The sequence below is a fragment of the Paenibacillus sp. UNC499MF genome, assembly GCF_900107975.1.
Lineage (GTDB): Bacteria > Bacillota > Bacilli > Paenibacillales > NBRC-103111 > Paenibacillus_F.
This window is the reverse complement of the sequence record NZ_FNVF01000009.1, coordinates 133,960-160,111: the sequence shown is the minus strand read 5'-3', so window position 1 is coordinate 160,111 and position 26,152 is coordinate 133,960. Positions and strand designations below refer to the sequence as shown.

At 45.7% G+C, this 26,152-nt stretch carries 24 protein-coding genes and 1 pseudogene; 9 read left to right on the top strand and 16 right to left on the bottom strand.

Features of this window, described 5'->3' with window-relative positions; genetic code table 11:
* Positions 1-55: 55 nt before the first annotated feature.
* The 4 genes from C4S74_RS18600 to uvrA all read right to left on the bottom strand — a co-directional run bounded on the left by C4S74_RS18600 (position 56) and on the right by uvrA (position 5,353).
* Positions 56-484 (bottom strand): DUF3021 family protein, encoded by a 429-nt coding sequence (locus C4S74_RS18600; protein ID WP_181024470.1) that lies wholly within the window; start codon positions 482-484, stop codon positions 56-58.
* Between the two features lie 13 nt (positions 485-497).
* Positions 498-944, bottom strand: coding sequence for a LytTR family DNA-binding domain-containing protein (locus C4S74_RS18595; protein ID WP_258042537.1), 447 nt, complete (start codon positions 942-944; stop codon positions 498-500).
* Between the two features lie 333 nt (positions 945-1,277).
* Positions 1,278-2,801: an MDR family MFS transporter gene (locus tag C4S74_RS18590; RefSeq protein WP_103996781.1), complete on the bottom strand. Its 1,524-nt coding sequence runs from the start codon at positions 2,799-2,801 to the stop codon at positions 1,278-1,280.
* A 47-nt stretch (positions 2,802-2,848) separates the two neighbouring features.
* Positions 2,849-5,353, bottom strand: a complete 2,505-nt coding sequence (uvrA, locus tag C4S74_RS18585; RefSeq protein ID WP_103996780.1) for an excinuclease ABC subunit UvrA — start codon at positions 5,351-5,353, stop codon at positions 2,849-2,851.
* A 265-nt stretch (positions 5,354-5,618) separates the two neighbouring features.
* Between uvrA and C4S74_RS18580 the strand changes: the two genes are divergently transcribed.
* Entirely contained in the window at positions 5,619-6,056 is a 438-nt protein-coding gene (locus C4S74_RS18580; protein WP_258042542.1) for a MarR family transcriptional regulator, read from the top strand.
* Positions 6,057-6,416: 360 nt separating this feature from the next.
* Here C4S74_RS18580 and C4S74_RS18575 read toward each other — a convergent pair whose 3' ends face one another.
* From C4S74_RS18575 to C4S74_RS18565, 3 genes are all read right to left on the bottom strand, one after another.
* Entirely contained in the window at positions 6,417-6,878 is a 462-nt protein-coding gene (locus tag C4S74_RS18575; RefSeq protein ID WP_103996778.1) for a VOC family protein, read from the bottom strand.
* Complete coding sequence (locus C4S74_RS18570; RefSeq protein ID WP_103996777.1) at positions 6,875-7,534, bottom strand: FMN-dependent NADH-azoreductase; 660 nt, start codon at positions 7,532-7,534, stop codon at positions 6,875-6,877. The genes C4S74_RS18575 and C4S74_RS18570 overlap by 4 nt, the downstream gene beginning before the upstream one ends.
* A gap of 335 nt (positions 7,535-7,869) precedes the next feature.
* A complete protein-coding gene (locus C4S74_RS18565; RefSeq protein ID WP_374755407.1) occupies positions 7,870-8,250 on the bottom strand; it encodes a winged helix-turn-helix transcriptional regulator in 381 nt (126 codons plus the stop codon).
* A 155-nt stretch (positions 8,251-8,405) separates the two neighbouring features.
* Here C4S74_RS18565 and C4S74_RS18560 point away from each other — a divergent pair, with 155 nt between their 5' ends.
* On the top strand, positions 8,406-9,017 hold the full coding sequence (locus C4S74_RS18560) for a flavin reductase family protein (protein ID WP_258042536.1): 612 nt from the start codon (positions 8,406-8,408) through the stop codon (positions 9,015-9,017).
* 166 nt (positions 9,018-9,183) lie between these two features.
* On the opposite strand, the gene C4S74_RS18555 is transcribed toward C4S74_RS18560, so the two are convergent.
* Genes C4S74_RS18555 through C4S74_RS18545 form a run of 3 tightly spaced genes read right to left on the bottom strand, consistent with a single transcriptional unit; the run spans position 9,184 to position 12,091 of the window.
* Positions 9,184-9,738, bottom strand: a complete 555-nt coding sequence (locus C4S74_RS18555) for an NADPH-dependent FMN reductase (protein WP_103996776.1) — start codon at positions 9,736-9,738, stop codon at positions 9,184-9,186.
* A 21-nt stretch (positions 9,739-9,759) separates the two neighbouring features.
* Entirely contained in the window at positions 9,760-10,674 is a 915-nt protein-coding gene (locus C4S74_RS18550) for an NADP-dependent oxidoreductase (protein ID WP_103996775.1), read from the bottom strand.
* 37 nt (positions 10,675-10,711) lie between these two features.
* Positions 10,712-12,091 (bottom strand): MFS transporter, encoded by a 1,380-nt coding sequence (locus tag C4S74_RS18545; protein WP_103996774.1) that lies wholly within the window; start codon positions 12,089-12,091, stop codon positions 10,712-10,714.
* Positions 12,092-12,247: 156 nt separating this feature from the next.
* Here C4S74_RS18545 and C4S74_RS18540 point away from each other — a divergent pair, with 156 nt between their 5' ends.
* Complete coding sequence (locus C4S74_RS18540) at positions 12,248-13,111, top strand: LysR family transcriptional regulator (RefSeq protein ID WP_103996773.1); 864 nt, start codon at positions 12,248-12,250, stop codon at positions 13,109-13,111.
* Between the two features lie 67 nt (positions 13,112-13,178).
* Here the strand turns inward: C4S74_RS18540 and C4S74_RS18535 are convergent.
* From C4S74_RS18535 to C4S74_RS18525, 3 genes and pseudogenes are all read right to left on the bottom strand, one after another.
* Positions 13,179-14,336, bottom strand: a pseudogene (locus tag C4S74_RS18535) (winged helix-turn-helix domain-containing protein).
* 32 nt (positions 14,337-14,368) lie between these two features.
* Positions 14,369-14,566, bottom strand: a complete 198-nt coding sequence (locus C4S74_RS18530; RefSeq protein ID WP_103996772.1) for a hypothetical protein — start codon at positions 14,564-14,566, stop codon at positions 14,369-14,371.
* 325 nt (positions 14,567-14,891) lie between these two features.
* Positions 14,892-16,394: a dienelactone hydrolase gene (locus C4S74_RS18525; RefSeq protein WP_103996771.1), complete on the bottom strand. Its 1,503-nt coding sequence runs from the start codon at positions 16,392-16,394 to the stop codon at positions 14,892-14,894.
* Between the two features lie 315 nt (positions 16,395-16,709).
* Between C4S74_RS18525 and C4S74_RS18520 the strand changes: the two genes are divergently transcribed.
* On the top strand, positions 16,710-18,092 hold the full coding sequence (locus C4S74_RS18520) for an SMI1/KNR4 family protein (protein ID WP_103996770.1): 1,383 nt from the start codon (positions 16,710-16,712) through the stop codon (positions 18,090-18,092).
* 143 nt (positions 18,093-18,235) lie between these two features.
* On the opposite strand, the gene C4S74_RS18515 is transcribed toward C4S74_RS18520, so the two are convergent.
* Both C4S74_RS18515 and C4S74_RS18510 read right to left on the bottom strand, forming a co-directional pair.
* The gene (locus tag C4S74_RS18515; RefSeq protein ID WP_103996769.1) at positions 18,236-19,633 is read right to left on the bottom strand and encodes a Xaa-Pro peptidase family protein; all 1,398 of its coding nucleotides are present in this window, start codon (positions 19,631-19,633) and stop codon (positions 18,236-18,238) included.
* Positions 19,633-20,409, bottom strand: a complete 777-nt coding sequence (locus C4S74_RS18510; protein WP_103996768.1) for a DeoR/GlpR family DNA-binding transcription regulator — start codon at positions 20,407-20,409, stop codon at positions 19,633-19,635. The genes C4S74_RS18515 and C4S74_RS18510 overlap by 1 nt, the downstream gene beginning before the upstream one ends.
* Positions 20,410-20,577: 168 nt before the next feature.
* On the opposite strand from C4S74_RS18510, the gene C4S74_RS18505 reads away from it, so the two are divergent.
* Positions 20,578-21,282, top strand: coding sequence for an MBL fold metallo-hydrolase (locus C4S74_RS18505; protein WP_103996767.1), 705 nt, complete (start codon positions 20,578-20,580; stop codon positions 21,280-21,282).
* Positions 21,283-21,412: 130 nt separating this feature from the next.
* On the opposite strand, the gene C4S74_RS18500 is transcribed toward C4S74_RS18505, so the two are convergent.
* Positions 21,413-22,801 carry a D-serine ammonia-lyase gene (locus C4S74_RS18500; protein WP_103996766.1) on the bottom strand — a complete coding sequence of 463 codons (1,389 nt, stop codon included), beginning with the start codon at positions 22,799-22,801 and terminating at the stop codon, positions 21,413-21,415.
* Between the two features lie 142 nt (positions 22,802-22,943).
* Here C4S74_RS18500 and C4S74_RS18495 point away from each other — a divergent pair, with 142 nt between their 5' ends.
* The 4 genes from C4S74_RS18495 to C4S74_RS18480 all read left to right on the top strand — a co-directional run bounded on the left by C4S74_RS18495 (position 22,944) and on the right by C4S74_RS18480 (position 26,148).
* Complete coding sequence (locus tag C4S74_RS18495) at positions 22,944-23,489, top strand: cupin domain-containing protein (protein WP_103996765.1); 546 nt, start codon at positions 22,944-22,946, stop codon at positions 23,487-23,489.
* A 156-nt stretch (positions 23,490-23,645) separates the two neighbouring features.
* Positions 23,646-24,401 (top strand): YheC/YheD family protein, encoded by a 756-nt coding sequence (locus C4S74_RS18490; protein WP_103996764.1) that lies wholly within the window; start codon positions 23,646-23,648, stop codon positions 24,399-24,401.
* Between the two features lie 267 nt (positions 24,402-24,668).
* Positions 24,669-25,520, top strand: a complete 852-nt coding sequence (locus C4S74_RS18485) for a CPBP family intramembrane glutamic endopeptidase (protein ID WP_258042535.1) — start codon at positions 24,669-24,671, stop codon at positions 25,518-25,520.
* A gap of 19 nt (positions 25,521-25,539) precedes the next feature.
* Positions 25,540-26,148, top strand: a complete 609-nt coding sequence (locus C4S74_RS18480; RefSeq protein WP_103996763.1) for a TetR/AcrR family transcriptional regulator — start codon at positions 25,540-25,542, stop codon at positions 26,146-26,148.
* The last annotated feature ends 4 nt before the right edge of the window (positions 26,149-26,152 follow it).

Genomic DNA, 26,152 nt, shown 5'->3' with positions numbered 1-26,152 from the left:
AAGTGTAGTTACGCTCAGAATGCAACTTTATTTAAGAAGGGTTTGTGTATATGTTCTAAACCTTGTTTTTAAATGTTTTTAGTCTTTCATTGATCTTTTGAGCTTCCTTTTTGTCATTCTTATACGTCAGCAGGCGAACGATAGCGTATACTGCGGCAATTTCCAAAGCCAATAATAGGATACCGAAAGTGCTGTATACGAGATTCAATAGGACAGCCAGAGAAATCAATAAGGCTTCCAGAAAAAAGAAATGTAAAATCATCCGTATGCGCATTTTATTCTCGCTAATTGCATGCGGCGTATATAAAATGATTCCGGTCAAAGCACCCAGAAAAGAGAAAACCATAATTGTAAAAATCGTCTTTAATTCGAAACTTGCATCAGGAGCATAGATTTGTCGCAAAATAGCGATGATTATAATAACGGAGGCAAATATAAGTAAGAAATCTCTAATCATTTCTTTTATGAGCTCGGAATACTTCATATAGATCCCCCTTTTATAATCCAAGCCTATGTTTAAGTATTGGCACATACTGCCGTGATATGACTACCTTTTCCCCGTTATCCAATAAGGCATGAAAACGGCCGCTGATCGACGGATGAATACTGGCAATCTTAGCTATATTTAGAATGGTCGATTTGGAGGCGCGAAAACATTGTTTCTCGTTGCACAGTTCCTCCAGTTCATAAAGCTTTTGTTTGACTTCATGGACGGAGTTCTTGCCATACGCAAACACTTTTCCGTCAACAGCTTCAAAATAATAAATATCACTAAGTTTGATGCGGCTGATCTTATCCTCATGATAACCGAGTATAATGAGCGTTTCGGTTTTTATTTTATTAACGAGCTCATGCATTTCATCGTCTATTTGGTGACACCTGATGCGAATCTCCTCTTCTTCCGTATGGTCTATTACTTCGATGGAAATTTTGATAGAAATCACCCTCTCTCTTAAATTCCCATCATCAGTAACAAAAAATTACGTCATTACTGCATGTAAAACGCCGCTATTGAATGCTTGAATTCAGTAGATTTCATTTTCTGAATCCTGTTACTTTTTTCCACTTCAAGTCCTGCAAATCCTTCCAATAAATAAATTTATTACTCCCTCATTTTCTAAGTATTAGATTCATGTCATCCTCATCCGACAGTCTAATTACTGCCGCCTTATATCGCCGTTGCTCTTCTTTCTTAAAAATAAAAAAAGTGCGATGCCTTAACGACATCGCACTTTTTAGAAATTCAGTTTGGATCTACGGTTAACTTTTGGTTCTTTTTAATGTAACGCCGTATATTCTTCAAGCTCGGAAGCCGGATCGAACTTTTCTTTACTCATGAAGAACGCTGCTACAAGTGCAATAACTGCCGGGATTATCGCCCAAGCAAACGTTTGAACAAGTGACGAAGACAGCGCTTCGGTAATCTTGTCAAGTATCTGAGCCGGAATCTGGCCGCGAGTCTCCGGGGTTAAGATTTTACTGGGATCGCTAAGATTTAGATTTTCCGGCGTTTGTCCCCCGCTCCCGAACATCGCACCTAATTTATTCGTAAACAGATGACTTTGAATGATGCCGAAAACTGTAATTCCCAGTGTCATTCCAAGCTCCCGTGTAAAGCTGAGCGTTGAGCTTGCGGATCCGCGCTGTTTTGCTGTAAAGCCATGGATCGCGGCGTTGCTCAGTACGGAGAACGACGAGCCAATCCCCAGACCGACGAGAATCATGAGAATAGTGACCATGAACCGCGAAGAACCGGTCGTAAGTGTCGTGAGCAGAGCCATGCCGGCAACAAGAAGCGCTAACGTCGCGATCATGATGAAACGGTAGTTAAACTTGGAAAGCAAGAATCCTCCGCCCGCAGCGGTGATGACCGATCCGACCATCATGGGCAGCAGAACAAGTCCCGAGCTGGTTGCCGTGCCGCCAAATACACCCTGGATAAAAATTGGAATATAGACGGAAGCCGTAATAAAAGCTGCACCGCTAAATACAGCCATGATGTTACTGGTTGAATAAAGACGGTTTTTGAACATGCCGAATGTAATGATAGGTTCTTGCGCACGCCGTTCGATGAATATAAAAGCAGCGATAAGGATTGCAAAAGCAGCGAACAATCCCGTAATCATGCCGGAGTTCCAAGCATATTCCTTGCCGCCGAGCTCAAGGGCAAACATCAGGCAAAGGATTGAAGCAACCAGCGTAACCGCGCCAAGGTAATCGATTTTTTGCTTGGTATGCTCGACAGACTCTTTATAGAAAAAAGCGATCATGAAGAATGCCACAATTCCTACAGGCAAATTGATATAGAAAATCCACGACCAATTGATATAGTCCGTAATATACGCGCCGATAAGAGGTCCGAAAATACTTGAAATTCCGTATGCGGCACCGAATAATCCGCCGATTTTGCCCCGTTTATCCGGAGCGACCACATCGAACATGATTGTAAATGCGATCGGCACGAGAGCCCCGCCGCCAATCCCCTGTACAGCGCGGTAAATACTCAGCTCAATAATGGAATCTGCCGTGCCGCACAAGGCGGAACCGCTCATAAATACGATCATGCCGAAGATAAAGAAACGCTTGCGCCCATACATATCCGATAATTTGCCGAAAATCGGCATCCCGGCCATCTCGGCTACCATATAGGCGGATGTAACCCACATTAACTTGTCAAATCCGCCCAGATCTCCTACAATGGTTCCGATTGCAGTCGCGACGATGGTATTATCCATCGAAGCCATTAATGTGGCCAGCAGCAGCGCCGCTATGATCAAACCTGCCTTATTTTTCTTTGCCATCGTCTCTGGTTTCCCCCGCCTTCTCTGTTTCTATGCCCTTTTTATAGTTAAATTCCCTCGGTCAGAACCCGCTTCAAGAACATGCCCGTATAGGAAGCCGGCACATCGACAATCTGTTCCGGTGTACCTTGGGCTACGAGCTGGCCGCCGGCCGCGCCGCCTTCCGGTCCGATATCGATTACCCAGTCGGATTCCCGGATCAGTTCCAGGCTGTGTTCGACCACCACAACAGTGTTTCCCGTATCGACCAGCTTACTAAGCAAAATATGAAGCTGCTTGATGTCAGTGGGATGAAGACCGGTCGTCGGCTCATCCAACAAATAGAGGGTGTGGTTTTTGGACGGTTTGCTCAGTTCATTCGCCAGTCTGATCCGCTGTCCCTCTCCGCCAGATAATGTTTTAACCGATTGGCCCCATTTCAGATAACCGAGCCCTACCTCACACAGCATGGTAACGATGCCTGCAATTTTGGTCTGCGTCTGGAGAATCGGCAGACTTTCCTGAACGGACATATTCAGCAAATCCGAAATGGACAAGCCTTTGTATTGAACCTGGAGTACCTCTTCCGTAAACCTTCTGCCCTTGCAGTCGTGGCACTTTACTTCGAGATCGGGCAGGAAATTCATATCTACGGACAGCACGCCAAGCCCTTGACATGTCTCGCAGCGGCCCCCAGGTGTATTAAACGAAAAATGCTTGGAGGTCAGCTTTCTTTCCTTAGCTTCCGGTAAGCCCGCAAACAGCTGCCGCAGGTGGGTAAAAACATCCGTGTAGGTAGCGACATTCGAGCGCTGGACTCTCCCCATCGGCGTTTGGTCGAAGATCACGATATTCCCGACATGCCCAAAGCCCATTATTTCCTTGCATCCCGTCTTCTCCGGAACGTTCTGACCTCCTTGCGCAAGGATATCGAAGACGAGCGTGGATTTACCCGAACCGGAAACTCCCGTCACGGACACCAGGCTGCCAAGCGGAAAGGAAACTTCCGGAATCCGGATATTGCGGAGTTGAGCTTCCCGGATCGTGATATGCTGTCCGGTTCCTTTTCTGCGTACACGTAGCGGGGCCGGGTGACTCTCTTCTCTCAGGTAAGCTCCCGTAATCGAGCGCTCGCTTTCCATCAAATCTTCCAGGCTTCCTTCGCCGACAACAGTTCCCCCGTATAGCCCGGCCCCGGGACCGATATCGATCAGATGATCGGCAGCTCGCATCATCTCGATATCGTGCTCGATAACGAGTACAGTATTTCCCAGGTCGCGCAGCTCCTGAAGCACCCGGATGAGGCCGGCCGTATCCCGCGGATGCAGGCCGGTCGTCGGTTCATCCAGAATATACAGCACGCCGGTCAGGCCGGAGCCAAGCAGTGAGGCAAGACGAAGCCGCTGTGCTTCTCCGCCGGACAGCGTTACGGTCTGCCGGTTCATGGAAAGATAGCCGAGACCGACATCGATAATCCGCTTCAGCCGTGTAGGCATATCGTGCAGAATCGGTTCCAGCAGATGAAGACCTTCGGCCGGGAGAACGGCCTGCAGTCCTTCCGTCCATGTATAGACCTCGCCCAGCGACCAGTCCGAGACTTCGGAGATAGACGCGCCAGCTACACGCACGAGCCGGACTTCTTTCTTCAGACGGGCTCCATGGCATTCCGGGCATAGCTGTTGGCGGAAAAACCCGCCGTCTTTCTCCTGACCGCCCGACTCCCCTTCCTTCTCCTTATAACGCCGCCATAAACTAGGAATGACTCCTTCGAATTTTGTGCCTTGAACTGGCTTCATGTTCGGGAAGTGACGCTTAAATGCCTCGCTCTCCACTCCGTAATACAGCAGATCGCGCTGAATTTCACCGTAGTCTTTTAAAGGCTGGTCCGGATCGAATTCAAATCCGTAATGCTTACCGGCCGCCACCAGAATACGAATCTGTATGTCGCGATGAACGCCGCTCAGTGAAGCGACTCCCCCGCCGCGCAAACTAAGCTCCGGTTGAAAAACGGCTGCTTCATGGATGCTTGCCACATGCCCGAGGCCTCCGCAAGCTTCGCAGGCTCCTTCCGGTTTATTGAAAGAGAAGTGCGGCATCCCCAGCTTTTCGAGTTCAGTATCGCAGTGAGGACAGTATATCGACTGAGGATTTAACCCCTCGTCTTCCTCTGTTAGCTGCCCTGACGGTTTAAATGAAGGCGGAATACTGCCGCTGCATGACGGGCATACCCGCTCCCCGAGTCTGGAAAAGATAAAACGGACAAACGTGTAAATGTCTGTCACCGTACCGACCGTCGAGCGTGGATTGCGGTTCGTAATATGCTGTCCGACGCTGATAGACGGGGACAATCCCGCAATGGAATCGACCTTCGGCTTGCCGATCGAATCCGACGTCAATCCCATGGAATCCATATACTGTCTCTGGCATTCCCGCTGTAGCGTGTCCATGGCCAACGTGGATTTGCCGGAACCCGACGGACCTGTCATTACGACCAGTTTGTATTTCGGAATCGAAAGCGAGATGCTTTTAAGATTGTTCTCTCTCGCACCTTTAATCTCGATGCTGTCTTTCATAAAAGAAGCCTCCTCATCCAACTTGGTTGGAATGTATCGTAATAAGGTTTACATAGCACGGGAATCGGCTTTGCAAACTAGTCATGATTCCGATAATATAATGAACAGGGTTAATTATACGAGTATCAAGTATCTCGATTTCGAATTATCTCATATATCTAATATCTCGTTCATCGAGATATATACATCTTAAAAGGAGGGTTTTCTTTTGTCAAGCGACCGGAAAGATCAACCAACAGAGCTTCAGGAAAATTTCACCCTGCGTATGCGCGGATTAGGAACCCGAACCGTTCTGTACCAGCAAAATGTAGCGGCCAGTCTGGGTTTGTACAACAATGATTTTCTATCCATAGATATCCTGCACGAAAAAGGCCCTATCACCGCCGGTGAACTGTCGAAATTAACCGGACTTGCAACGGGTAGCGTAACGGCTCTGATTGACCGTTTGGAGAAAAACGGTTTTGTCCGCAGGCAAATGGACCCGAACGACCGCCGCAAGGTCATTATCGTCCCTTTATATGAAGACAAAGAAGAGGTCAGCAGCACGTACCTCCCGCTTCACGACGCGATGGTTAACCTCGCTGCCTCCTATACGGATGAAGAGCTTGAATTCATTAACCGATTTTTAACGAAAGCAAGTACGGTTCTGGAAGAGCAGATTCATCATCTGAGTTCCGAAACACGCGGCAAATCTTCTTCTTGATTGCTTCAGTCTGAAAATGAAAAGGATGGTGTTTCCGGAACGTTACAATAACCCCGGCACATCATCCTTTTTGTAACTAAAACCATCCTGCTGCAGGTTTTGTTTATTACTTTTTCACACTCAATCGCGCTGCGGGTTTAATATAACCATAATATATATTATGTAAACCAATTCCCCTCCATTATGCAGTCGTAAAAAAGACGTCCGAAAACGGACGTCCTCATTATTCGGATCACGCACTCTCTCTTCTAAGCAGAAGAAATGTATCTGCTTTTACTAGATTCAAGCTTTCCTGCTTGTTACTTTAACGAATAAAGGCGGCCTACCGTAGCCGGCTGTCTTTATTTCGTGGTGGAGCTATCATTCTCCGTTAGTTCTAATCCACTTATCCAACTCAATGGTTTCGAAATGTTTCTGAGCATCAAGCTTGACCGGTGCAATCAATTCTAATAAGTTCCCGTCCGGATCCTCAAAATAAACAGCCCCGTGTACTTGCGGATAAAGGGGTGGGACTACAGGCTGCTGATCCGGTCCAAACTCATAGAAATTGACCACGTCGATGTTTCGCTCTTGTAACCATTCCTTGGCCCTATCCATATCTTCCAGCTCGATGCGAAAAGCGGCATGCCTGATGGAGACGTGATAAGGAATGTTCACCTGATCCGCAACCCATAAAGCAAGCCAACTTCTTCCTTTCTCAGTCCAAAAGAAAGCGCGCCCTTCCGTTCTGTGGGCAAGTTCCAAACCTAAGGTTTCATAGAAACGTATAGAACGATCAAGATCGCTGACAGGCAAGTGCGCTTCGTACAATCCTCTAATCACTTAATAGCCCCCTCTACATGAACAGCCCTTGTAAAAGAAGCAGCCGCAGACTCCGCTTCTTGGAATGCCTTAGCTAATACTTCGTCTCTGCTTAAGGAATAATTCCCTTGGGCACGGATGATTCCATAGTCGACTCCCATAAAGGTAAACATCGCTTTTAAAAATTTGTGAGAATACTCGACTTCCGCGTACCAATCTCGGTTCGTATAAATCCCGTCGCTCGCTTGAATGACAAGCACGTTCCTGCCGTCATTTAGCAGACCGACCGATCCCTTGTCTGTATAGGCAAAAGTCTCTTTAGCGATCAGAATGTTATCCATGTAATCTTTGAGCTTAGATGGAACGTTAAAGTTATGCAGCGGCATGGCAATGACATATTTTTTCGTACTTTTAAATTGCTGCAGAAGTTCCGACATTCGAGAGTTGAGCGTCTGTTCTTCTTCGGTCAAGCGCTCGTTTCTCCCCTTTTTTTCCTGAAGGCTTAGAAAGGTGTGGTCAATGCAAGGAATGTATTCCCGATATAAATCGATTTGTTCGATGGATGCTTTCGAATTCATTTTTTTATACGTTTCCAGAAAATGACGAAGCACTTGCAGACTGACGGATGAATCGCTGTCTACTTTTGGGTGTGCGTTAATAACGAGCAGTTTTTCCAACTTGGATCTCTCCCTTATCCTATTTTGTGATACGCATATACAGACAAAAGGGGGATCAATTTTGTGACACGATAGCTTAAGACTCCAACACAAAAAAACCGACCTATACGTAAGTCGGTTGTTCTTCAATTTAAGCAGCAATTACCATCTATCCAATTTGGCACTTTTCAGCTTGTCGGGATTTGTAATGATGAACAATCGAGCAGGCCGCAAACTGCTGACGTACTGGAAGGACAAATCCCCCAGAAAGTTCGCCATCCTTTTCACGAAAGGTCCGGCTGCCCATTAACGCTGACAATTGCATGGAGAATTATCTGCTGTACAGTGGACACCACTCAAAAGTTTTTCATATTTTCTGCAGGTTCCATGCTTAAATGACTAGGGAGATTGTGCAGCCCCCATTTGCACATAGCCTCCAGAATCGGCATCAAAGTTCTGCCCCTTGGAGTTAAAGAATATTCCACCTTAGGAGGTGTTTGCCGGTATTCTTTCCGGTTGACAATATTGCTTTCTTCCAGCTCTTTCAACTGGGAGATCAGGACCTTGTGAGTAATGTCCGGAATGCGCCGCTTGAGCTCACCGTAGCGTATAACCTCTTGGCGGGTTAATTGATACATGATTTTCATTTTCCATTTGCCGCCGATCATGGTTAACGTATAGTCAAACGGAGTCAGGCTATTCTGTTTTTTCGTAGATTGAGTCTGTTTCATCATCAAGTTCCCTTCCCGTAAAGAAAATACTCACTTTAAAGTGCATACTATTTTTTTTGAGGATATGTGCTAGTATGAGTTCCAAGTGCATGCAGTTAACTTCTCTCTGGTTACCAGTTTAAACCGAAACTGCCGCCGGAGAAAGTAAGGAAAGGATAATCATGATGCCAAGTTATGATGCAATCGAGTTTAATACGAGCGATTTAAGCGAGCATGACATGTATAAATTGATGATCGGTTCAGTTGTACCGAGACCCATTGCGTGGGTTTCGTCCAAAAGCAAGGAAGGCGTATTAAATTTGGCCCCCTTTAGCTTTTTTACTGTTGCTTCCCGTAACCCGCCAACACTGCTGATTTCCATCGGCCCGGGCGTAGGCGAACGAGACGGTACGGTCAAGGATACGCTGACCAATATTCGTGAGCTCGGAGAGTATGTGATTAATATGGTTTCCGAGCCTCTAGGCGAAGCGATGCAGCGTTCGTCCGCAAATGTCGGGCCGTTAAAGAATGAGTTTGAACTTGCAGGAGTTACGCCCAAGCCCTCTAAGTGCGTCAATGTACCAGCCGTACTTGAGGCCCCGATCGCTTTCGAGCTAAAACTTGATCGAATTATTCCCGTCGGCGGAGATCATCTGGTTTTAGGAATCGTAAAGCACGTGCAAATAGATTCCGCATCGTATGCGGGAAATTATAAAACGGCAGTTGATAAATGGAAGCCACTGGCAAGCTTGGCCGGTGACTATGCCGGACTGACATCTACTTTTTCACTTTAACGGTGCTAATGTCATCTTCGTCCTGACAAATCTCCCTGGTTTCTTTTCCTTCAGAACAACGAGGTGAAGAACCGTTCCATTAGCCGATTTCGCTACAGCGTATCCACTACATCCCGCAAAAAAAAGACCCAATCGAGCACGGCTCTGATGGGGTCTTTTCGTTATCTTAACTTTTACGCAAGCTCTTCAAAGCGCCACTCCAAGCGATAACTTGGTCCAGCATCGCGGTGACGTTGTTCGCGTGCAAGTCGGATGGTTTGAACGTTTTGTACTGTTCGAATTCTGTAAAGAGGGAAAAGGTCGGATTTACACGGACATCGGATACCGCCAATTCGCCCAATATGCCCCGCAAATGCTCTGCAGCTCGAGCGCCACCCGCCGAACCGTAGCTTATGATGCCGGCCGCTTTGTTGTTCCACTCTTTGTACGCGGAATCAAGTGCATTTTTCAATGCGCCCGTAATGCTATGGTTATATTCCTGAACGATAAAGACATACCCGTCGAGCCGATCGATTGTTTGCTGCCATGCCTTGGAGCCAGGCTCTTCCCCGTTTCCTTCCCCGTAGAAAGGCAATTGATACTCGCGGATATCGACAATTTCATATTCCGCATCCGCTCGCTTGTCCGTGATACCTTTCACCCATTCGCCTACTTGAGGGCTAACCCTGCCCTGCCTTGTGCTTCCAAGAATAATCCCGATTCTCAAGTTTTCTTTAGCCATAGTTGTTATCCTCCTCAATAGTTACTCGATAGTAAGAACGATTTTACCCCGCCCGTGCCGGGTCTCGATCAATCGATGAGCCGCTTCGGCCTGATTAAGCGGGAACGTCTGGCGTATCGTCGTGCGCAGCTTTCCGCTGGCGTGAAGCTCGGCTAGCTCGGCGAGCCTGGCCGCAGAGCGAACACCGCGGACAGCGGGGATGCCAAGCTCCTCGATAATGTCGTAAGCGACAAACGTACAGATTCTGTTTCTGTCCTCCACCAGTTGGACCGATGCCCGGACAGCGTCGGCGCCTGCCGTGTCGAAGGCGGCATCAACGCCTTGTGGAGCCAGAGCGCGTACCCTGTCGACAAGCCCCTCTCCGTACGTAACCGGTATGGCGCCTAATGAACGAATATAGTCGTGGTTGCTTTCGCTTGCCGTTCCGATGACCGTCTTCGCACCCCACAGCTTCGCAAGCTGCACCGCATAAGAGCCAAGCGAACCGGCGGCGCCATGGATCAGAATCGTATCGCCCTCTTCAACCCGGATAGCCTGCAGCGCGATATAAGCACCCTGTCCGTTTCCCGTCAAACCACCCGCTACCTCCCAAGACATACTCGCAGGTTTCTTCACGATTTGATCAACACCGGCGATAACATATTCAGCATAACCATTCAACAAGGTGAAACCGAGTACCTCGGAGCCAACTTCGAACCCGTGCACGCCATCCCCTACTTGATCGACAATGCCCGCGAATTCATTTCCAGGTATTTTCGGCAATTGATCGCTCACTCCCGGGGGCATCCATCCGCTTCGTATGCTGCAATCGTAATGCTGTACGCCCGCTGTTTTCACCCGGACCCTGACTTGACCAGGACCTGCCTGCGGGTCGGGAAACTCGATTATTTTCATCACTTCCGGTCCGCCGTATTTATTAAACGCCGCTGCTTTCATTGCTATCTCCTCCTTGAATCCGATTGTTGGACAATGATCAACTGTTGCCGGTTATACGGTCGCTTACCTTTTTGCCGAGTTTATACCGGTAAATCAATAGAATGAACACGTGCAAAAAGCCAAGCACAAGATAAAGATTGCTGTACACGAATGCTTTCGGTTCCATAATCATCGGGTTCCAATGCACACCGGATCCATGATCGACGATTTTCCCGTATAAATTTGCGGCCACGGCTCCAGCTATAAAATTCGACATGGCCAGCACGCCCATCCCTACGCCAATCTGCTCTTTCGCTAATGTCCGGGATATTTGATTAGATAATGACATGTAAAGAAAGGACTGCCCGACGACACCCAGTATAAGAAAACACGCGATAGCAACAGGTGACTTTTCCGCGAAAGAAGACATCAGGGAAAAGCAGATCAACAACATGGCGGACGCTGAATAAAATAAGAACGGTATCCCTTTCACATCCGCCAGCTTGCCGCCGCTCTTTCCCAGTATTGCTGCCACAACAGCTGCCGGTACCATTACGAACCCCGTCATACCAGTATCCAATTGCTGGACCTGATTCATTAGCTGGGGAGTCAGGAAATACAGCGAATACCCGATACTCGTTGCAAGAAAGGCTAACGTTAACCCGATCGAAAATCCTTTGTTGCGAGTCAAGTCCCGTGGAATAAAAGGCTCATTGGCGTAATTAATTCGCATGAATAACAAGATGAACAATACGACAGAGCCAAAACCCGCTATCCACGTCTCGTACGTGATAGCCAGAAGCAGCATGGCCGCCGCTCCGACGAGCAGTCCGCCTCCCATCCAATCCATGCGCTTGTCTTGTCTCCTGCTCTCCTCTCTCAGAAACCCGCGATAATACGGCAAAGTGATTAAGGTCAGGATAGGCATGAAGAACAGCCATCGCCAATGGAGGAAGCTGACTACAAAAGCGGCAACGACCGGACCAATCGCACTGCCGATCGACATGCCGGTCATCGCTATGCCCAATACAAGGCCGCGCTGCTCTTCCGGATAATAGCGAACGGGTATAATGCTTGCCGCTGCCGGGATGACTGCCGCTCCCGCGGCTTGTATGACCCTGCCTAGAAGAACCATCCAATAAGCCTGCGCGAACAATCCGAATAACGAACCGAGCGCAAGGAGAACAAGGCCGAACGTAAGCACGCTCCTCAGTCCATACATATCCGACAACTTCCCGTAGATGACGGTTCCGACTGCATAGACCAGCAAATACCCTGACGTCACCCAGCTGACTTGAGCGACCGTTAGCTGAAACTGTTCAGCGATAACGGGTAAAACGATGTTGAACATCGTTCCGCTCATGACAGATAGGACCAGCGTGAACGCGAGAATGTATATGATTGGCTGTCCTTGCCTCTTCTGCGCTTGTAATTCCACCTTTCCACCTGCTTTCGTGTACGCAAGCTTATTTTCTGGGAAAGCCTGACACTTTTCACTTGCTTAAAGCTATTCTATAACCGATAATCAATAATTAAAAATACATATTTGAACATATATCTTATTCCATCAAGTATATAAGTGGAGGTGCCAACTGTGGAAATGTTACAATTGCGATATTTTCAGAAGGTTGCCCGGATGGAGCATATGACGAAAGCCGCTCAAGAGCTGCAAATCGCTCAGCCCGCTCTAAGCAAAACGATTGCTCGGCTGGAAGAGGACATGGGCGTTCTGCTCTTCGACCGGATCGGCAAGCAAATCAGGCTGAATTCATTCGGCAAAACCTTTTTGGAAAAAGTGGATGCGGCGCTTGAGCTTCTTGAGGAGGGACGTCGCGAAGTGACTGACCTGGCAGGGTTGGAGTTTGGCCGTATTCGTCTCGCCATGACGTCACTGGATCGTTTATCGGATCCCCTGGGTGCCTTTCTTGCGTTATATCCGGACGTTAATATACAAATAACGCAAGCATCGACGGAGGAAATGACTCGCATGTTTGAGGCCGGCAGCATCGATATCGGTTTTACGGCACTGCCGATCGAGCTGGCGGGATTATGTTGGGCGACCGTGCTCAAGGAAGATGTTTATCTCGCCGTTTCCCGCGATCACCGCTTTGCCGATCGCAGTAATATCCGTCTCAGCGAGGTAGGAGATGATCCGTTTATCGGATACAAGGAAGGCCACGCCATGCAGAAAATAAACGACGCCTTCTTCCGGCAAGCAGGCATATCGCCGAGATTCGTCTGCCAAGTAGACGAACCCGCGGCTATCATCAGCCTCGTTCGGACCGGACTAGGCGTAGCTTTGTTCGGCTGTAAAAGCGGCGAAGAAGAAGGCCTTAAGCTGCTGCGGGTCGAGTCCCCTGCTTGCCAACGGAGCTACCGGGTCTATTGGTCGGAGAACCGCTATTTTTCCCTGGCGGCGCGCAAGTTTCTTGACTTTATCGCAGATTATTTTAATTAAGAAGAAGCGGGGCTGCCGTATGGAGAAGGAAACAAGAGATGATGAATATGCTGCAGGCTTAGAAAGCTCAGTTCATAGACTCATTCGAAATTGTCTCGCATCCGTTGAATAATGCAAAATTTTGAAAACAATGGTTCAAGGCTGTTCGCAATTGCTTTGTTGGCTTTATATCGTTTTCGTACCAGATGTTTTTAACAACGAGCGTCCCGGCTTTTCGCTCCGCGATTACCTCGGCTCGTCCGATGAGGCTTTCTCCGTATAGTATAGGCAGCACATAATAGCCGAATTTCCGTTTGATTGCAGGCGTGTAAATCTCCCAGGTGTAGTCGAATCCAAACAATTCGTTGATCAGTTTTCTGTCCCATATGAAATTATCTAGCGGGGCAATCAGCTCGCAGCGCCATTGCGGCGCCGGATTTTGCAGAACGGTTTAAATAAGCGGCAAGTCTTCCGCGCGGCAATAAAGTATATCCTTCATTTGTTCCACGGCAACAGCAACAATGCGTGCTTCGTGCAACAGTTGGCGGAAAACCTCGTTGCGCTGCTCCGCTTTCAATCCCCATATGTTCAGCCAGGCATCGGATGCGCGGTTCCATAAAAGGCCAACAGCGCCGATTCGACGCAGTACCCGCCACTTGTAATGCTCAAGCTCGCCCTCCAGAGGCTCGGGTGCATTCAGCAGATTTGGCTGTATGTACTTCTCTGCGATATCGTAATATTTCCGTGTTCCTTTTTTGTGATGTATAATCAACTCGCCTGTCGAGTACATCTGCTCCAGCACCGACCGGGATGTATTGTTTCCGCTGCTCCAGTGGATGGCGGATCGCCAAGCGAAATTTCCACCCAATTTTAGATCATCGGAACTTAGCGCACCGTGATTTTGGATATGAGCTCGTACTTGCTCTATCAACGCTTCCATTTCGGGATAACGCTTGGCATGTTGTCGGGCGGCCTGCCTGTACCGCTCAAAATACGGCCAGTCCTCGACAGGGATAATGGCCAAATTTTTATCGGGATAATCGACAAGAATTCTATCTTGATACAGCAGCTCGGCGAGCATGTTCTTGGTAAATCCTTTGATTCGCGACTGCAGTACCAGCTCGGCGTTTTTTCCGCAAACATCGATGGGATCGTATTGAATACAGCCGACCTGCCGCACAAAATCCAATATTCCCTGCTTTCCGGTAAAACGATATTTGTCCAACAATCCGTGCTTCAATAGCATAAATTGCCTTGCCTGGCGCTTCGTCAATTGGATCATGTAAACAACCGCTCCTTAACGAAACAAACGGGAGCCGTTTGCACATGATGATGGATGGCGAGATTGCTTATCTCAATAAAGTTACTATTTGCTTCTTTCCATAAGGATGGCATCCATTGGGGAGCTTCCTTAGTAAAACCTTTTCCTGTTTTTCCGATAACCGAAAATTGCTCTTTTTCAATGATTTCAACCATACCTATTCCCCTATCATTGGAAAATATAATAACAAACACATGTTCCCGTAAAATATTACCATTATTTCGAGCGTAAAAACAAGAGTTATTCAAAATACTGCCCCTTCACGCAATGAAGCTGCCGTTCGCCGCGGCAGCTTCATCTATGTTGTGTATTGAGCTAAAGTTTCCTCGATAGTTTAAGCTCATACGTTGTCGGAAGTTTACTACGGAGCTTTTAGGAGTCCAAACTTGAATTGATTTGTTTCATTCCGAACTGTAAATTCGAGCAGTTCTGTACTAATTGAGGAGTTTCTGGTTTTTCCGGCTTAGTTGCTTCCCAAATTTATAAAAGCGAACTTACAGACTTCACTTCCGGAAAGCGGCTATCCGGTCCTTTCATTAAGTTTCCGGCTTGATTTTTCAGATGCATATCGAAGAAATCCAGCATATAGGCATTGATAACGGAGTTCGCCCTTTCGGGAGCAATCTTTCCTGTAATGCCCAGCAGCTTGAATATCGGAGAAATGAATTGTATGTCGGTAAAATTCAAATGTTCCGTATTATCGATATAGAGGAATTGTCCCCCTGAAACAACCGTTTCGCGCATCCGTTCAAGCTCTAACTTTTTGTCTTCCGTTACTTGGTCCTCCCACTCTCTTGTTGACCCCATACGGTTAATCTCTTCATCCGTGTAGACCCGGTTATCCATCACCATTTTTAATTTTTCGAAATAGCTTTCCGAGTTGATGAACAAAAACGGCTTTCGCAGACCCTCTTTGTCACGCAGACGATAAAGCCCTCCGTCAAGGTCTATTCCGACCGCGATTCGCGGATCGTAAGAAGCGTCATAGGCCGTCGCTCCGCCGATGGAATGACCGAACACCCCGACGTGACCGAGATCAATCCGCCCTTTTAGATGACTCGGAATCTGTCCCGATTGGATAAGCTCGAATTGGTCCAGCGTAAAAGCCACATCGTCGGTTAAAACTTTCCCCAATTTGTCGCGATTTCCTCTGCTCGTCAAGTAATCATGGTCGGGCGAGAATAAATCGTCGGTTGTGCTGGTCGTGATTCGCCCGTCCGGAAACTCGGTTGCAAATGTATTGTAGGTGTGGTCGATCACTGCCACGATATATCCGTGACTCGCGAGATTTTCAGCTTGCGACGTGTGGAGGAACCTGGAAGAGCCGTTGCCGGGATTCGCAAGGATCAGCGGGTATGAAGGCTGTGCCGAAGAGATTTCGGCCCCCGGATAAGTATGACCAGGTACATACTTCAAGTGTTGAAAAGTAAACCCGGGAAGGCCGTACTCCGCGGCCATATAACGTAAAATTCGGGTGTCGGGAACAACGGGCGCGTACTTGCCGGTCCCGGCCTGAGCCGGATACCATACCTGAACCATTAATTCTCTTTTACCAGCTCTGGCTTTGTCGAAAATCTCTTCCCTATTTGTATCTACGAAATGAAAAGTTCGCGTTCCTACCTTAAATTCGCCTGTCGGTTCAGGCAGTTTAAATACAGGAAAAACATACATAAGCCCCGCTGTTAAGGCCAGCATTACCGTTATAGCGGTATAAGCTGAACCCAACATGAATCGCGGGATTTTTTTGGGTCCGGTTTTTTTAAAATAGCTATAACCTGAAACGGCTAAAAAAATGATCGTTATGCAATAGGAGAAAAGCAGCTGAACTCTGTATCCTTCCACCGTCCAATGAATGACCAGTAAAAGTGTGGCGATCCCGCTTGCAATGAATACTGGAATTGTACGCCGTCCTTTTTTTACTAGGACTGTTAATGCAAACAAGCCGATGTTTGATAAAAAAAGCAGCAGTTCAAACAGCCTCATCTCGATTCTCCTCTGAAAAAATCTATTTTTATTTGTTCCAATTTTATCCTGACAGGCTGGCCTAAGCGAATCGAATTGCCTTACATGTACCTTACAATTTTGTAATATAAGTTCTTGCGGTATGGGAGGACTCGTCAATGAAAATGCAGAAAAACAGACCACTGCCGTGGTCTGCTAGTTCACCTGTCGTTCCACCTTAGTTGAACAATAGGAACGTCTTAAGTGGCATCTCCTTATAGATCGTACTATAGTAATGGTAGAGGCTGTCAAAGTACAAATGAACCTATTATCTAAATAAACATCTTGGAGGTAGAGATGAAAGAAACGCTTACTAATCAACTGAACGAGTGGCATGAAGAAGACAAACATCAGAACATTGTGGATTTGCTGATCGCTATTCCCGATGAAGAACGAGATTATGAAGCGGTCAGTCTCCTGGCCAGAGCTTATAACAATTTGGGGCTTTATGAAGAAGCGCTCTGTCAGCTTGAGACCGTTGCCGAGGCTGGCAAACAGGATTCCCTCTGGCATTTTCGGGCAGGTTTTAGTCTATTTCATCTGAAAAGATATGAGGAAGCAGTTCAAGCTTTCCGCAAATCTGATGAATTAAAGTCTGACGATCCAAATACGGAGTACTTCTTAAGACGGAGCCTTCAAAAAGCGGAGAAGCAGAAAAGAGAAGAACTCCGGCTCGCCAAGAAGAAAGCTTCCCTTGAGACGGGCGGTTCGGTTGAGGAGAAGGTTCCTTTTTCAGATGGCTCTCTGGCTGATTTCTGGGATGATAGCGAGTATGCAAGAAACTCCTATCAATCTGAGCCTCCTACGGAAGAACTAATCCTATCTATTGAGAAAGAGCTTGGTTACAAGCTCCCCACCTCATATATTGAATTGATGAAGCAGCGGAATGGCGGAGTACCGAGGAATACCAACTTTCCGACAGAGGAACCTACTTCCTGGGCTGAGGACCACATAGCGATTTCGGGCATTATGGGTATTGGGCGCGAGAAAAGCTATTCACTGTGCGGGGATCTGGGCAGTCCGTTTATGATTGAAGAATGGGGATATCCCGACATTGGGGTGGTCATCTGTGATTGTCCCTCTGCAGGTCATGATGTGGTCATGTTAGACTATCGGGCCTGCGGCAGAGAGGGCGAACCTGAAGTTATCCATGTCGATCAAGAAGATGACTATGAGATTACCTTCCTGGCCGATAATTTTGAAGCGTTTATTAGAGGCTTAGTGAGCGATGAAGAATATGATACTTCCGAGGAAGACAAGGAACATGATTTAAATAAAGTGGCACACGGCAAATTTTCTCCTTTGCTGGAGGAGCTTTGCTCTCGGGTAACCGAAGTGGAACAAATTGAATGGAAAATCCGCAGCCTATGTACACGAATTGTTGAAGAGAAAGGCCATTTTTCTTTCCATGCGGATGAATTATCGACTGTCATGTATGATGTGCAGTTTTGGTTATATACGAAGTCATACCCGGAAACAAGTCGCGATCAATATGCGGCAGCTTATCCGAACATCATTGTCTTTGGCGGGGAATTCGGACAAGGCGGTTATGCCCCCTCCTTTATTACGGATTGGCTCGAAAATCGCATCAAGGAAGGGCGGATCGTACAAGATCACGGAACCATTCGGTTTACCGATCAGTTTGCCGAGGACGTAATTAAGGAGTTAAGAGAAGCCTAATAACGGATCCGTCCCTGTCTAAAATGTGAAAGAGCTCGCTTCCGAAGCGGGCTCTCACACGTTTGCGCGGCATTCTCTGTCTATGGACTTTGGGCTCACTGATTTCTTGACTTGAATTCCCGAGTTTCAAAACTTCAGGCACTTTATTTTCTCACAACAAAAGCTTGAGATTTCGCTAAAAAGAAGGGTCGCAAATAGGCTGCGGTATTGGACAGCGGCAGGACGTCTTTACTCAGTTGAATATTCAGTTCATTTTCGATGTAATTTCTTCTCGTAGTCATTCGCTGCCATAGTCCGGGGTAATGCCGTTTAATTTCGTCCTGTAATGGTTGATCGGCGATTGCCACACATTCTTCCGCACTAACCCCTGTATAACCCGGAATGGAGGGGATAATATCGAGCTGAAAGATCATCCCGCTCTTTAATATTTCTGTTGATTCTTCATAAATTGGGGAAGACATCCATTCTTCGTCTGCAACTAAATGACCAGGATTCAGGTGCCAGTGATATTTATTTTTCGGAAAAACATTTTCAATCAGGCGGTATAACTCGCCGCCTTTCATGCCGATTCGGATCGTTTCCAGCCAGCTGACTACCGCCGAATAGTAGGGTTTGGCAACCCGGTCCAAATAATCTTTTTGAGCTGACGGCAGCTGCTTTTCTGATTCAATAACAAAACCGGTCCGGCTGGACAAGCCTCCTTTAAACCCTGTCGTTAATGACAAGGGATCTCCTAACTGAATTTTTTTATGTGTAGGATAGAAATTCGCCTTATCGAAACGCTGACCTGCTGCAGCAATTGTGACAACCGTGTTATACTGTCCTTCCGCTGTCAATCTGTCTCCGATTTCCGCTTCTGTTCTTCCCGTCTCTACCTCATTCATGGCCCTTAACATACATGTGGAAGCTAAATTTGCACCGTATTCATAATGAGCGATTTCATTGGCATTATTCGTTGTACGAACGCCGAAATCTCCGCCGATAAAAAGATGAGCGGCATTGACCAGCTCGGCATCCGAACGTTTTGCCTTCTTGAAAGCTTCCACAATGAAATACGGAAGATCAAAGTAAGTGGAAGGATCACTTTTTTGGGTTGTGAACATTTTCCAGCCGACTAACCCTATTTTATTCTTCTGATCTAATCCCGCTTCTTGAAGAATCTCCTCTAAAGCCGCTTCATTATCCATCGGTTGGTTGGGCAATGAAAACAACGGGCTATGTTTTAAGGTAACGGCTGCCCGTGAATAGGCCGCCATTTTTAAGTTCTCGTTACCTAAAATAACGGTGCACTTTCCCGAATCCTCAATAAGAAGCAGTCCTTCTTCAAAACGCGGAATAAATCCGGTTAAATATTCAAAATTGCTTCCGTGTTCTTTATCCGCATAGATGGCCACTATCTGAAACCCTTCTTTTTTCATCGCCTTCAAAACTTTGGTTTTACGCTCGTTCATAGTCTTATCCGTCAAAAAAGTGGGCGGTACATTTGGAAAACAAGCCGGTTCTTTCACGGTATCTAAAATGATTTCTTTGTTACTCGTCATTATTTCTCACCTCTTTGCTCATTCGCTACGATTACTTCCACCTTGTTCTCGTTCAGATAATCCATCATTTGAGGTTCGGGTTGTTGATCGGTAACCAGGACGTCGATTTCCGCTAAGGAACATACTTTAAAAAAACCGGTTGTATCGATTTTGGTGTGGTCGGCAAGCGCGATAACGTGATGTCCTTGAGCAATCATTTGTCGTTTTACCAGACCCTCTTCTTCGGTATGAATAAATACGCCATCTTTAGATAAAGCAAAAACGCCTAATAAAGTATAGTCGGTGTTATACTGTTCAATCTTTTTTACTGTCTCCGATCCGTACAAAAACAATTGATCCTTATGGAGTTTTCCTGGAAGAAGTGTAATTTCAGCCTTTTCAAGCTTTGCAAGCAATTTTGCATGAGTCAAGGAATTGGTGATCGCATACAACCTTTTATTCCCTAATTGCATAATGGCCGCTTCAACCGTTGTTGAAGAATCAAACAGAATACTTGAGTTATCTTTAACGATTTCCGCAGCTTTTTGCGCTATTTGTTCTTTAATCCGATTTAATCGGCTTGATCTTTGGTCATAATCCAGAATCATGGCTTCACGGTTAGCGGAAACCGCTCCTCCGTGAGTACGACGGACAACATTTTGCTGCTCTAATTTAATCAGGTCTCTCCTGATAGTATCCTTCGATACATCCAGCGTCTCAGATAAAAATTCAATGGTCGCGCTCTTGTTTGCTTCAATAATCGATTTTATTTTGTCCAATCGTTCTTCAATTAACATCGTGTTCACACCTCGAAATAAAAGTACCACGTCATGCAACGTTTTGCAATCTTATTCATGAAATTGATATAATTCGTAAATATTATTGCACATAAATGCACATGGCACTATAATAAAACTGTACACCGATATTCAAGTGCGGCAAACGATTAAATGAGGTGAACGTACATGCAAGTAAGAAAAAGACTATTTCTCCTTTCGGGAGGAACCTACGGTAAATTGGGAAATGCCTATGCAATCAAGCATAGTGAAGGATATGTATTGGTGGATAGCAGTAATCCCGGAGCATTGGATACCCTGCTGGAAAACCTTAATTATTGGGGAATCAGCGAACAATCTGTCACCCATGTCCTTTTAACACATGGACACGATGATCATGCCGGATGTGCAGCCTATTTTCAAAAGCAAGGGGCCCGGATTTATGTAGGAGCACCCGATAAATCCATGATGGAGACCGGAAATTTCGGACCTCAAAGTCCTTACACGAACCATGTCATGCCGCCTTGCATACCCGATCAATTATTTACAGAGGACACTCAACTGCATGTGGGTGATTTGACTATCTACGTGTACTTAATGCCGGGTCACAGTGATGGAAGTGTTCTATTTTATCTAAAGTTAGATCACGATACTGTTCTGTTTACGGGAGATATGTTTTTTCCGGATGGTGAAACAGGCAGCACGGCTTCTACCGGCTGGAAAGGCGATTTGGCATATAGTGCAGATAAATTAGGCGAAAGCTTTTCTAAACTATGGCAGCTTTCTCTTGAACCGACGATTATAGCAGGGGGACACGGTATTCCTCGCATAGGAAACAATGCAAAAGATAGCATACAGATTGCTTACAAGTATTATTTATTGAATAACCGTTAGCGGTAGGACAGAAGGATCTGTCATGGCCCGTAGTTCGATAATTGTTTCACCCCCGTTTTACCGTTGAACACAGCGTAAATGGTTTCGTTAGTTCATAGAACTTCATTTGGACACAAAAAAGCCCCCTCAATTAGGGGTTCTTTTTCGTTTGTGTTAAATTCAATCCTTTTTGATAATACTGCTCCCTCATTTCTTCAGGAACCATATTTCCGCCTGTCCCCCAAATAATGTGGGCACCCTTGCTCATTTTTCCCGTTAAATTATGCTTGTGTAAATAATCGGTTCCTTCCTTACTTAATTTGATGGGTCCTATCATACCCGCCAGGGCAGAAGGCTCTAAATGAATTCCCTCGGTATCCGCTAGTTCCTTCAATAACCTATACAATTGTTCATCGCTCACCGTATAAGCACCGCTTAGAAACGGTTCTATCGTTTTACCCACAAATCCGGATGGTCTTCCAACAGCAAGGCCGTCAGCATCCGTTATATTGTCGATCCCGATATCTTGTACGGAAATTTTATCGTGAAGTCCGGTCATTAAACCAAGTAACATACATGGAGAGTGGGTTGGTTCTGCAAAGAAACAGTGGACATGATCTCCATACAATAACTTTAACCCGAAAGCTATACCGCCGGGACCCCCGCCTACTCCACATGGAAGGTAAACAAACAAAGGATGATCTTCATCAATTGTGATCTCTAATTCTTCTAATTGTTTTTTTAGCCGAGATGCTGCTACCGCGTATCCTAAAAACAGGTCGTGGGAATTTTCATCATCTACAAAATAACAGGAAGGATCCCCGTCCGCCTGCAGCCGGCCTTCCTCTACCGCTTTACTGTAATCCGCTTCATATTCCATTACATTCACATTTTTGTTTCGTAGCAAGTCTTTCTTCCATTGTTTTGCATCAGCCGACATATGAACGGTCACATTAAAACCTAACTTCGCACTCATTATGCCAATGCTGAGTCCTAAATTTCCAGTTGAGCCTACCGCGATTGAATATTGGGAAAAGAAGGACCGAAACCGGTCACTATCTAAAAGGGAATAGTCATCCCGAATTGTCAACAATTGATGTTCAAGAGCCAATTCTTCCGCATGTTTAAGAACTTCGTAAATCCCGCCTCTTGCTTTTATGGACCCCGATATAGGAAGGTGACTGTCACACTTAAGCAGCAATTCACCCAATATAGGCTGTTGATAATTCCGTTCCAAGGATTTTTTCATGGAAGGAATTCTTTTTAAGGGAGATTCAATTATCCCATTCATCGGTTTGGTTTCCGGGAAAACTTTGGCGATATACGGGGCGAAACGGTTCAACCTGTCCTCTGCCTCCCTTACATCCTCTTGTGTAAGAGGGGTTTTCTTACTTCCTGTTTCAAACTTTTCAATCTTAGGATTTAACCACAACATTTCGTCCTTCGAAATGAGCTTGTTTAGTAAAGGAAAGTATTCTTTCTCTTTCCAGGATTGAAGCTCTCTGAATTCAAACTCTTCCACTTTGTTAATCCTCCTCATTGACTTGATTATAGGCATCAAAGCGAATAAAATTTAATTTAATATGTTTAAATGGAGTTTAACATAAACCAATTCGATTGTTAAGTTATATTTAATTTTATTAAATTAAAATTAACAGAAAATACTTTAGGGGTGCATGGTAATGGAAAATATAGATATTGGCAAAAAGGTTGAGAAATATAGAAAAGCTAAAGACTTAAGTATGAGAGAATTAGCAAGGCTGGCGGAAATAACACCTTCGATGTTGAGCCAAATCGAGCGTGGCTTAGCAAACCCTTCTATTCAGACTATTAAGGTATTAGCGAAATCTTTGGAAGTTCCTACCTTTAGTTTTTTCATGGAAGAAACAAACACGGTTGATTTAGTGGTCAGATCGAATAACCGAAAGAAAATGGTCGTTGAAAACTTGTCTTATGAGCTGGTTTCGCCTGATTTTACCGGAAACCTGGCAACAGCCATTATGAATGTTCCACCGAACACCGTCTCATCTGAGAAACAGTTGGAGCATAAAGGAGAAGAAGTTGCTTTTGTGTTGGAGGGGAAAATCAAAGTGTTTTTAGACGATGCGGAATACGTATTGGAAGCCGGCGATAGTGTAAAAATACCGGCTCAAATGAAGCATAAATGGGAAAACGATTTTAATGAACATGCTGCCGTACTTTTTTCGGTGACTCCGCCGGCTTTTTAATTTTGCTTATACGCTCTCACTCCTTCTTTAATCTTCATCTTCTTGTTTTTAGATGAAAATGGTCGCAGGCTTATATCTTAGTTCAAGGCCATTATAGAGACTATCTCTGTTTTTCGGCATATGCTGAACAAAAACAAGAGGGGGAGTCCCTTAAGAATGAAGTATAAAAGCCGTATTGTCAGTAGTAAGTGGAAGAAAACCCAATGGTTGCTTGAAGATTCCTATTTCCGAAAATACGTACCGCGCACATTACGGTTTAACCAAAAAAATCTGTCCGCTATGCTGGAAGACTATAGCATCGTCTTCTTTAAGCCAACCATCGGGTCAGGCGGAGAAAACATTATCCGTATCCGCAAAACAGCCAAGGGCTACCTAAGCCAGATGAAGGCTGCTAAAACGTCGTACGCAAGTAAAACTCACTTGTATCGTGATCTGAATCGCTTTGCAGGGAGCAAATCTTATCTGCTGCAGAAAGGAATTCGCTTAGCCAAAAGCAATGGGAATCCATTCGATATCCGGGTCATGGTCCAGAAAACGAGACAGGGAGAGTGGGTTAGTACCGCCCTCTTCACCAAAATCGGCAAATCCGGCAAAGTAGCCACCAATTATAATCAAGGCGGCACCGTTAGAACATTTAGCAATACGATGAACGGTACCGATTTTAGTCCTGCCTTCACCCAACAGCTGGAGTCGAAACTCAAAAGGCTTGGCGTTGCCGTCGGCAAAAACTTTGACCGTCATCACAAAGGTTTCCAGGAGCTCGGCTTGGATGTGGCTCTCGATCCAAAGGGGAAAGTTTGGATTCTGGAAGTGAACACGCGGCCGCAAATATACCCGCTTAAAGCATTTAAAAATAAACATTTATATGACAAGATTCTGTCTTACGGGAAGCATTATGGCCGTACTAAATAACACGCTTCATCGCTTCTTTAAAATCAGCAGCCTTTAAAAATCCAGATACTTTAACAAAAAAGCCGCATAAATGCGGCTTTTAAAGTCTTCGTTATGTTAGCGTCGGACAAGTCATCTCCTCTGCAAGCAACGTATTGTTGATTGGCTCGTAGCTGCCCATGCAGTCAACCGTGCACGCTTTTTGTGTTGACAGACCTGTATGTGGATAAGTATATTGTAATTACCGACTAATTAGTCGGTAATTACAATGAGAAATAGGTGTATTTTATGAAAAAAAATTATGGGCTCCGACCCCCAATCCCATTCAGCTTCAAATCATTAGCAGGGCTCATCGTCATTTTCATTATTTGGCAAGGCGGCTCTTTATTATGGTTAAATCTTATTCATGCTTTAATTCCCGCAACCCGCTCCGGGTTATCTGGTTTGATCACGCTGTATTTGTCCTTTTTTTTCCTGATTCTCGGAGTTTACATCGTCACTAGATATTTTTTCAACATTCCTTTTAGAACCTTTTTATTTGAAGGTAAAAGGCCTGATTACCGAAAATTTACGAATTATTTTTCACTGTACGTATTGGCACTTATCGTGTATTTACTTGTCGATATCGCCGTGCATCCTCAAGCTTTTACGCTTCAATTCAACCCGCTTCCGTGGTTAGTTGTACTCCTTGTTACTGCACCTTTGATTTTGATTCAAAGTACAGCTGAAGAGATTTTATTCAGAGGGTATATGTACCGTATGTTCAGATCACTAAGAGGCGGTGTATTCTGGTCCATCCTCCTCACTTCCCTCCCGTTTGCCCTGGTCCATGGACTCAACCCCGAAATGCTGAACTACGGAATTTTTGGACCGCTGTATTACCTGCAAGGAGCATTCTTTCTGGGAGTGGTTGCTTACTGCACCAATGGATTGGCCGCTCCCATCGGGATACATGTTGCCACGAACATTTTCAATACATCTATTTGGGGATACGGCTCATCGGCTTTGGAAAACATGGGGCTGCAAAGTATTGTTTACCGCCACACGTTAGATATGAGGTTTGCATTCTTCGGGATTTTTGCTATCGTTATCTCATATAGCGTTTTTCAATTTTTCAAACATCAAAGGAACCGTTCGTAAGGTTCCCTGGAGGAGCTTAATGAGTAGAAGGCGGTTGCCGGCAGAAGAAGCAAAAACAATTATTTTAAACCATGCCAAGTCGTTATTTGTTGAAAAAGGTTATGAGCGGGCTACAATGGACGACTTATGTACTTTGACACAGATGAGTAAAGGCAATTTGTATCATCATTTTAAAAACAAAGAGGTGCTCTTTCTCCAATTGCTTGCCCAGCATTCGGAACAAATGTCACAAAAGTGGCTTCATTTGGGCGGGAAATCCAAGTCTCCGAGCCAGCAATTGCTTGACATGGCCCATTTATTCGGAAGAGATTGTGAAAGTCCATTACTCCCCGCGCTCGAAGAGTATGCCAGAACACTTTCCAGCGAATCCGAAGCATTTGCTACATTGAAAGAGATCACAGATGCAGCCTATTTTGCAATAAAACAGGTGCTGCAAAAAGGGATCGACCAGGGCGTTTTTATTCATGAAGATATCGACACGTTGAGTTTCGGCGTAATGTCCACAATGGCTGGCGCAACACAGCTCTGTCTTACGATGCCGAAATTAAGCGGGGAAGAATATGCAGCCCTGCATGTCAAGGCGATCAAGCTGCTTTTGAAAGGAATATCGATTCATAATCCCAATTAAAAGC

Coding starts and splice junctions, on each gene's coding strand:
- C4S74_RS18600 (WP_181024470.1), bottom strand. CDS start 484: ATGAAGTATTCCGAGCTCATAAAAGAAATGATTAGAGATTTCTTACTT.
- C4S74_RS18590 (WP_103996781.1), bottom strand. CDS start 2,801: ATGGCAAAGAAAAATAAGGCAGGTTTGATCATAGCGGCGCTGCTGCTG.
- uvrA (WP_103996780.1), bottom strand. CDS start 5,353: ATGAAAGACAGCATCGAGATTAAAGGTGCGAGAGAGAACAATCTTAAA.
- C4S74_RS18580 (WP_258042542.1), top strand. CDS start 5,619: ATGCGCGGATTAGGAACCCGAACCGTTCTGTACCAGCAAAATGTAGCG.
- C4S74_RS18560 (WP_258042536.1), top strand. CDS start 8,406: ATGATGCCAAGTTATGATGCAATCGAGTTTAATACGAGCGATTTAAGC.
- C4S74_RS18555 (WP_103996776.1), bottom strand. CDS start 9,738: ATGGCTAAAGAAAACTTGAGAATCGGGATTATTCTTGGAAGCACAAGG.
- C4S74_RS18550 (WP_103996775.1), bottom strand. CDS start 10,674: ATGAAAGCAGCGGCGTTTAATAAATACGGCGGACCGGAAGTGATGAAA.
- C4S74_RS18530 (WP_103996772.1), bottom strand. CDS start 14,566: ATGGTTGAAATCATTGAAAAAGAGCAATTTTCGGTTATCGGAAAAACA.
- C4S74_RS18525 (WP_103996771.1), bottom strand. CDS start 16,394: ATGAGGCTGTTTGAACTGCTGCTTTTTTTATCAAACATCGGCTTGTTT.
- C4S74_RS18520 (WP_103996770.1), top strand. CDS start 16,710: ATGAAAGAAACGCTTACTAATCAACTGAACGAGTGGCATGAAGAAGAC.
- C4S74_RS18515 (WP_103996769.1), bottom strand. CDS start 19,633: ATGACGAGTAACAAAGAAATCATTTTAGATACCGTGAAAGAACCGGCT.
- C4S74_RS18510 (WP_103996768.1), bottom strand. CDS start 20,409: ATGTTAATTGAAGAACGATTGGACAAAATAAAATCGATTATTGAAGCA.
- C4S74_RS18505 (WP_103996767.1), top strand. CDS start 20,578: ATGCAAGTAAGAAAAAGACTATTTCTCCTTTCGGGAGGAACCTACGGT.
- C4S74_RS18500 (WP_103996766.1), bottom strand. CDS start 22,801: ATGAGGAGGATTAACAAAGTGGAAGAGTTTGAATTCAGAGAGCTTCAA.
- C4S74_RS18495 (WP_103996765.1), top strand. CDS start 22,944: ATGGAAAATATAGATATTGGCAAAAAGGTTGAGAAATATAGAAAAGCT.
- C4S74_RS18490 (WP_103996764.1), top strand. CDS start 23,646: ATGAAGTATAAAAGCCGTATTGTCAGTAGTAAGTGGAAGAAAACCCAA.
- C4S74_RS18485 (WP_258042535.1), top strand. CDS start 24,669: ATGAAAAAAAATTATGGGCTCCGACCCCCAATCCCATTCAGCTTCAAA.
- C4S74_RS18480 (WP_103996763.1), top strand. CDS start 25,540: ATGAGTAGAAGGCGGTTGCCGGCAGAAGAAGCAAAAACAATTATTTTA.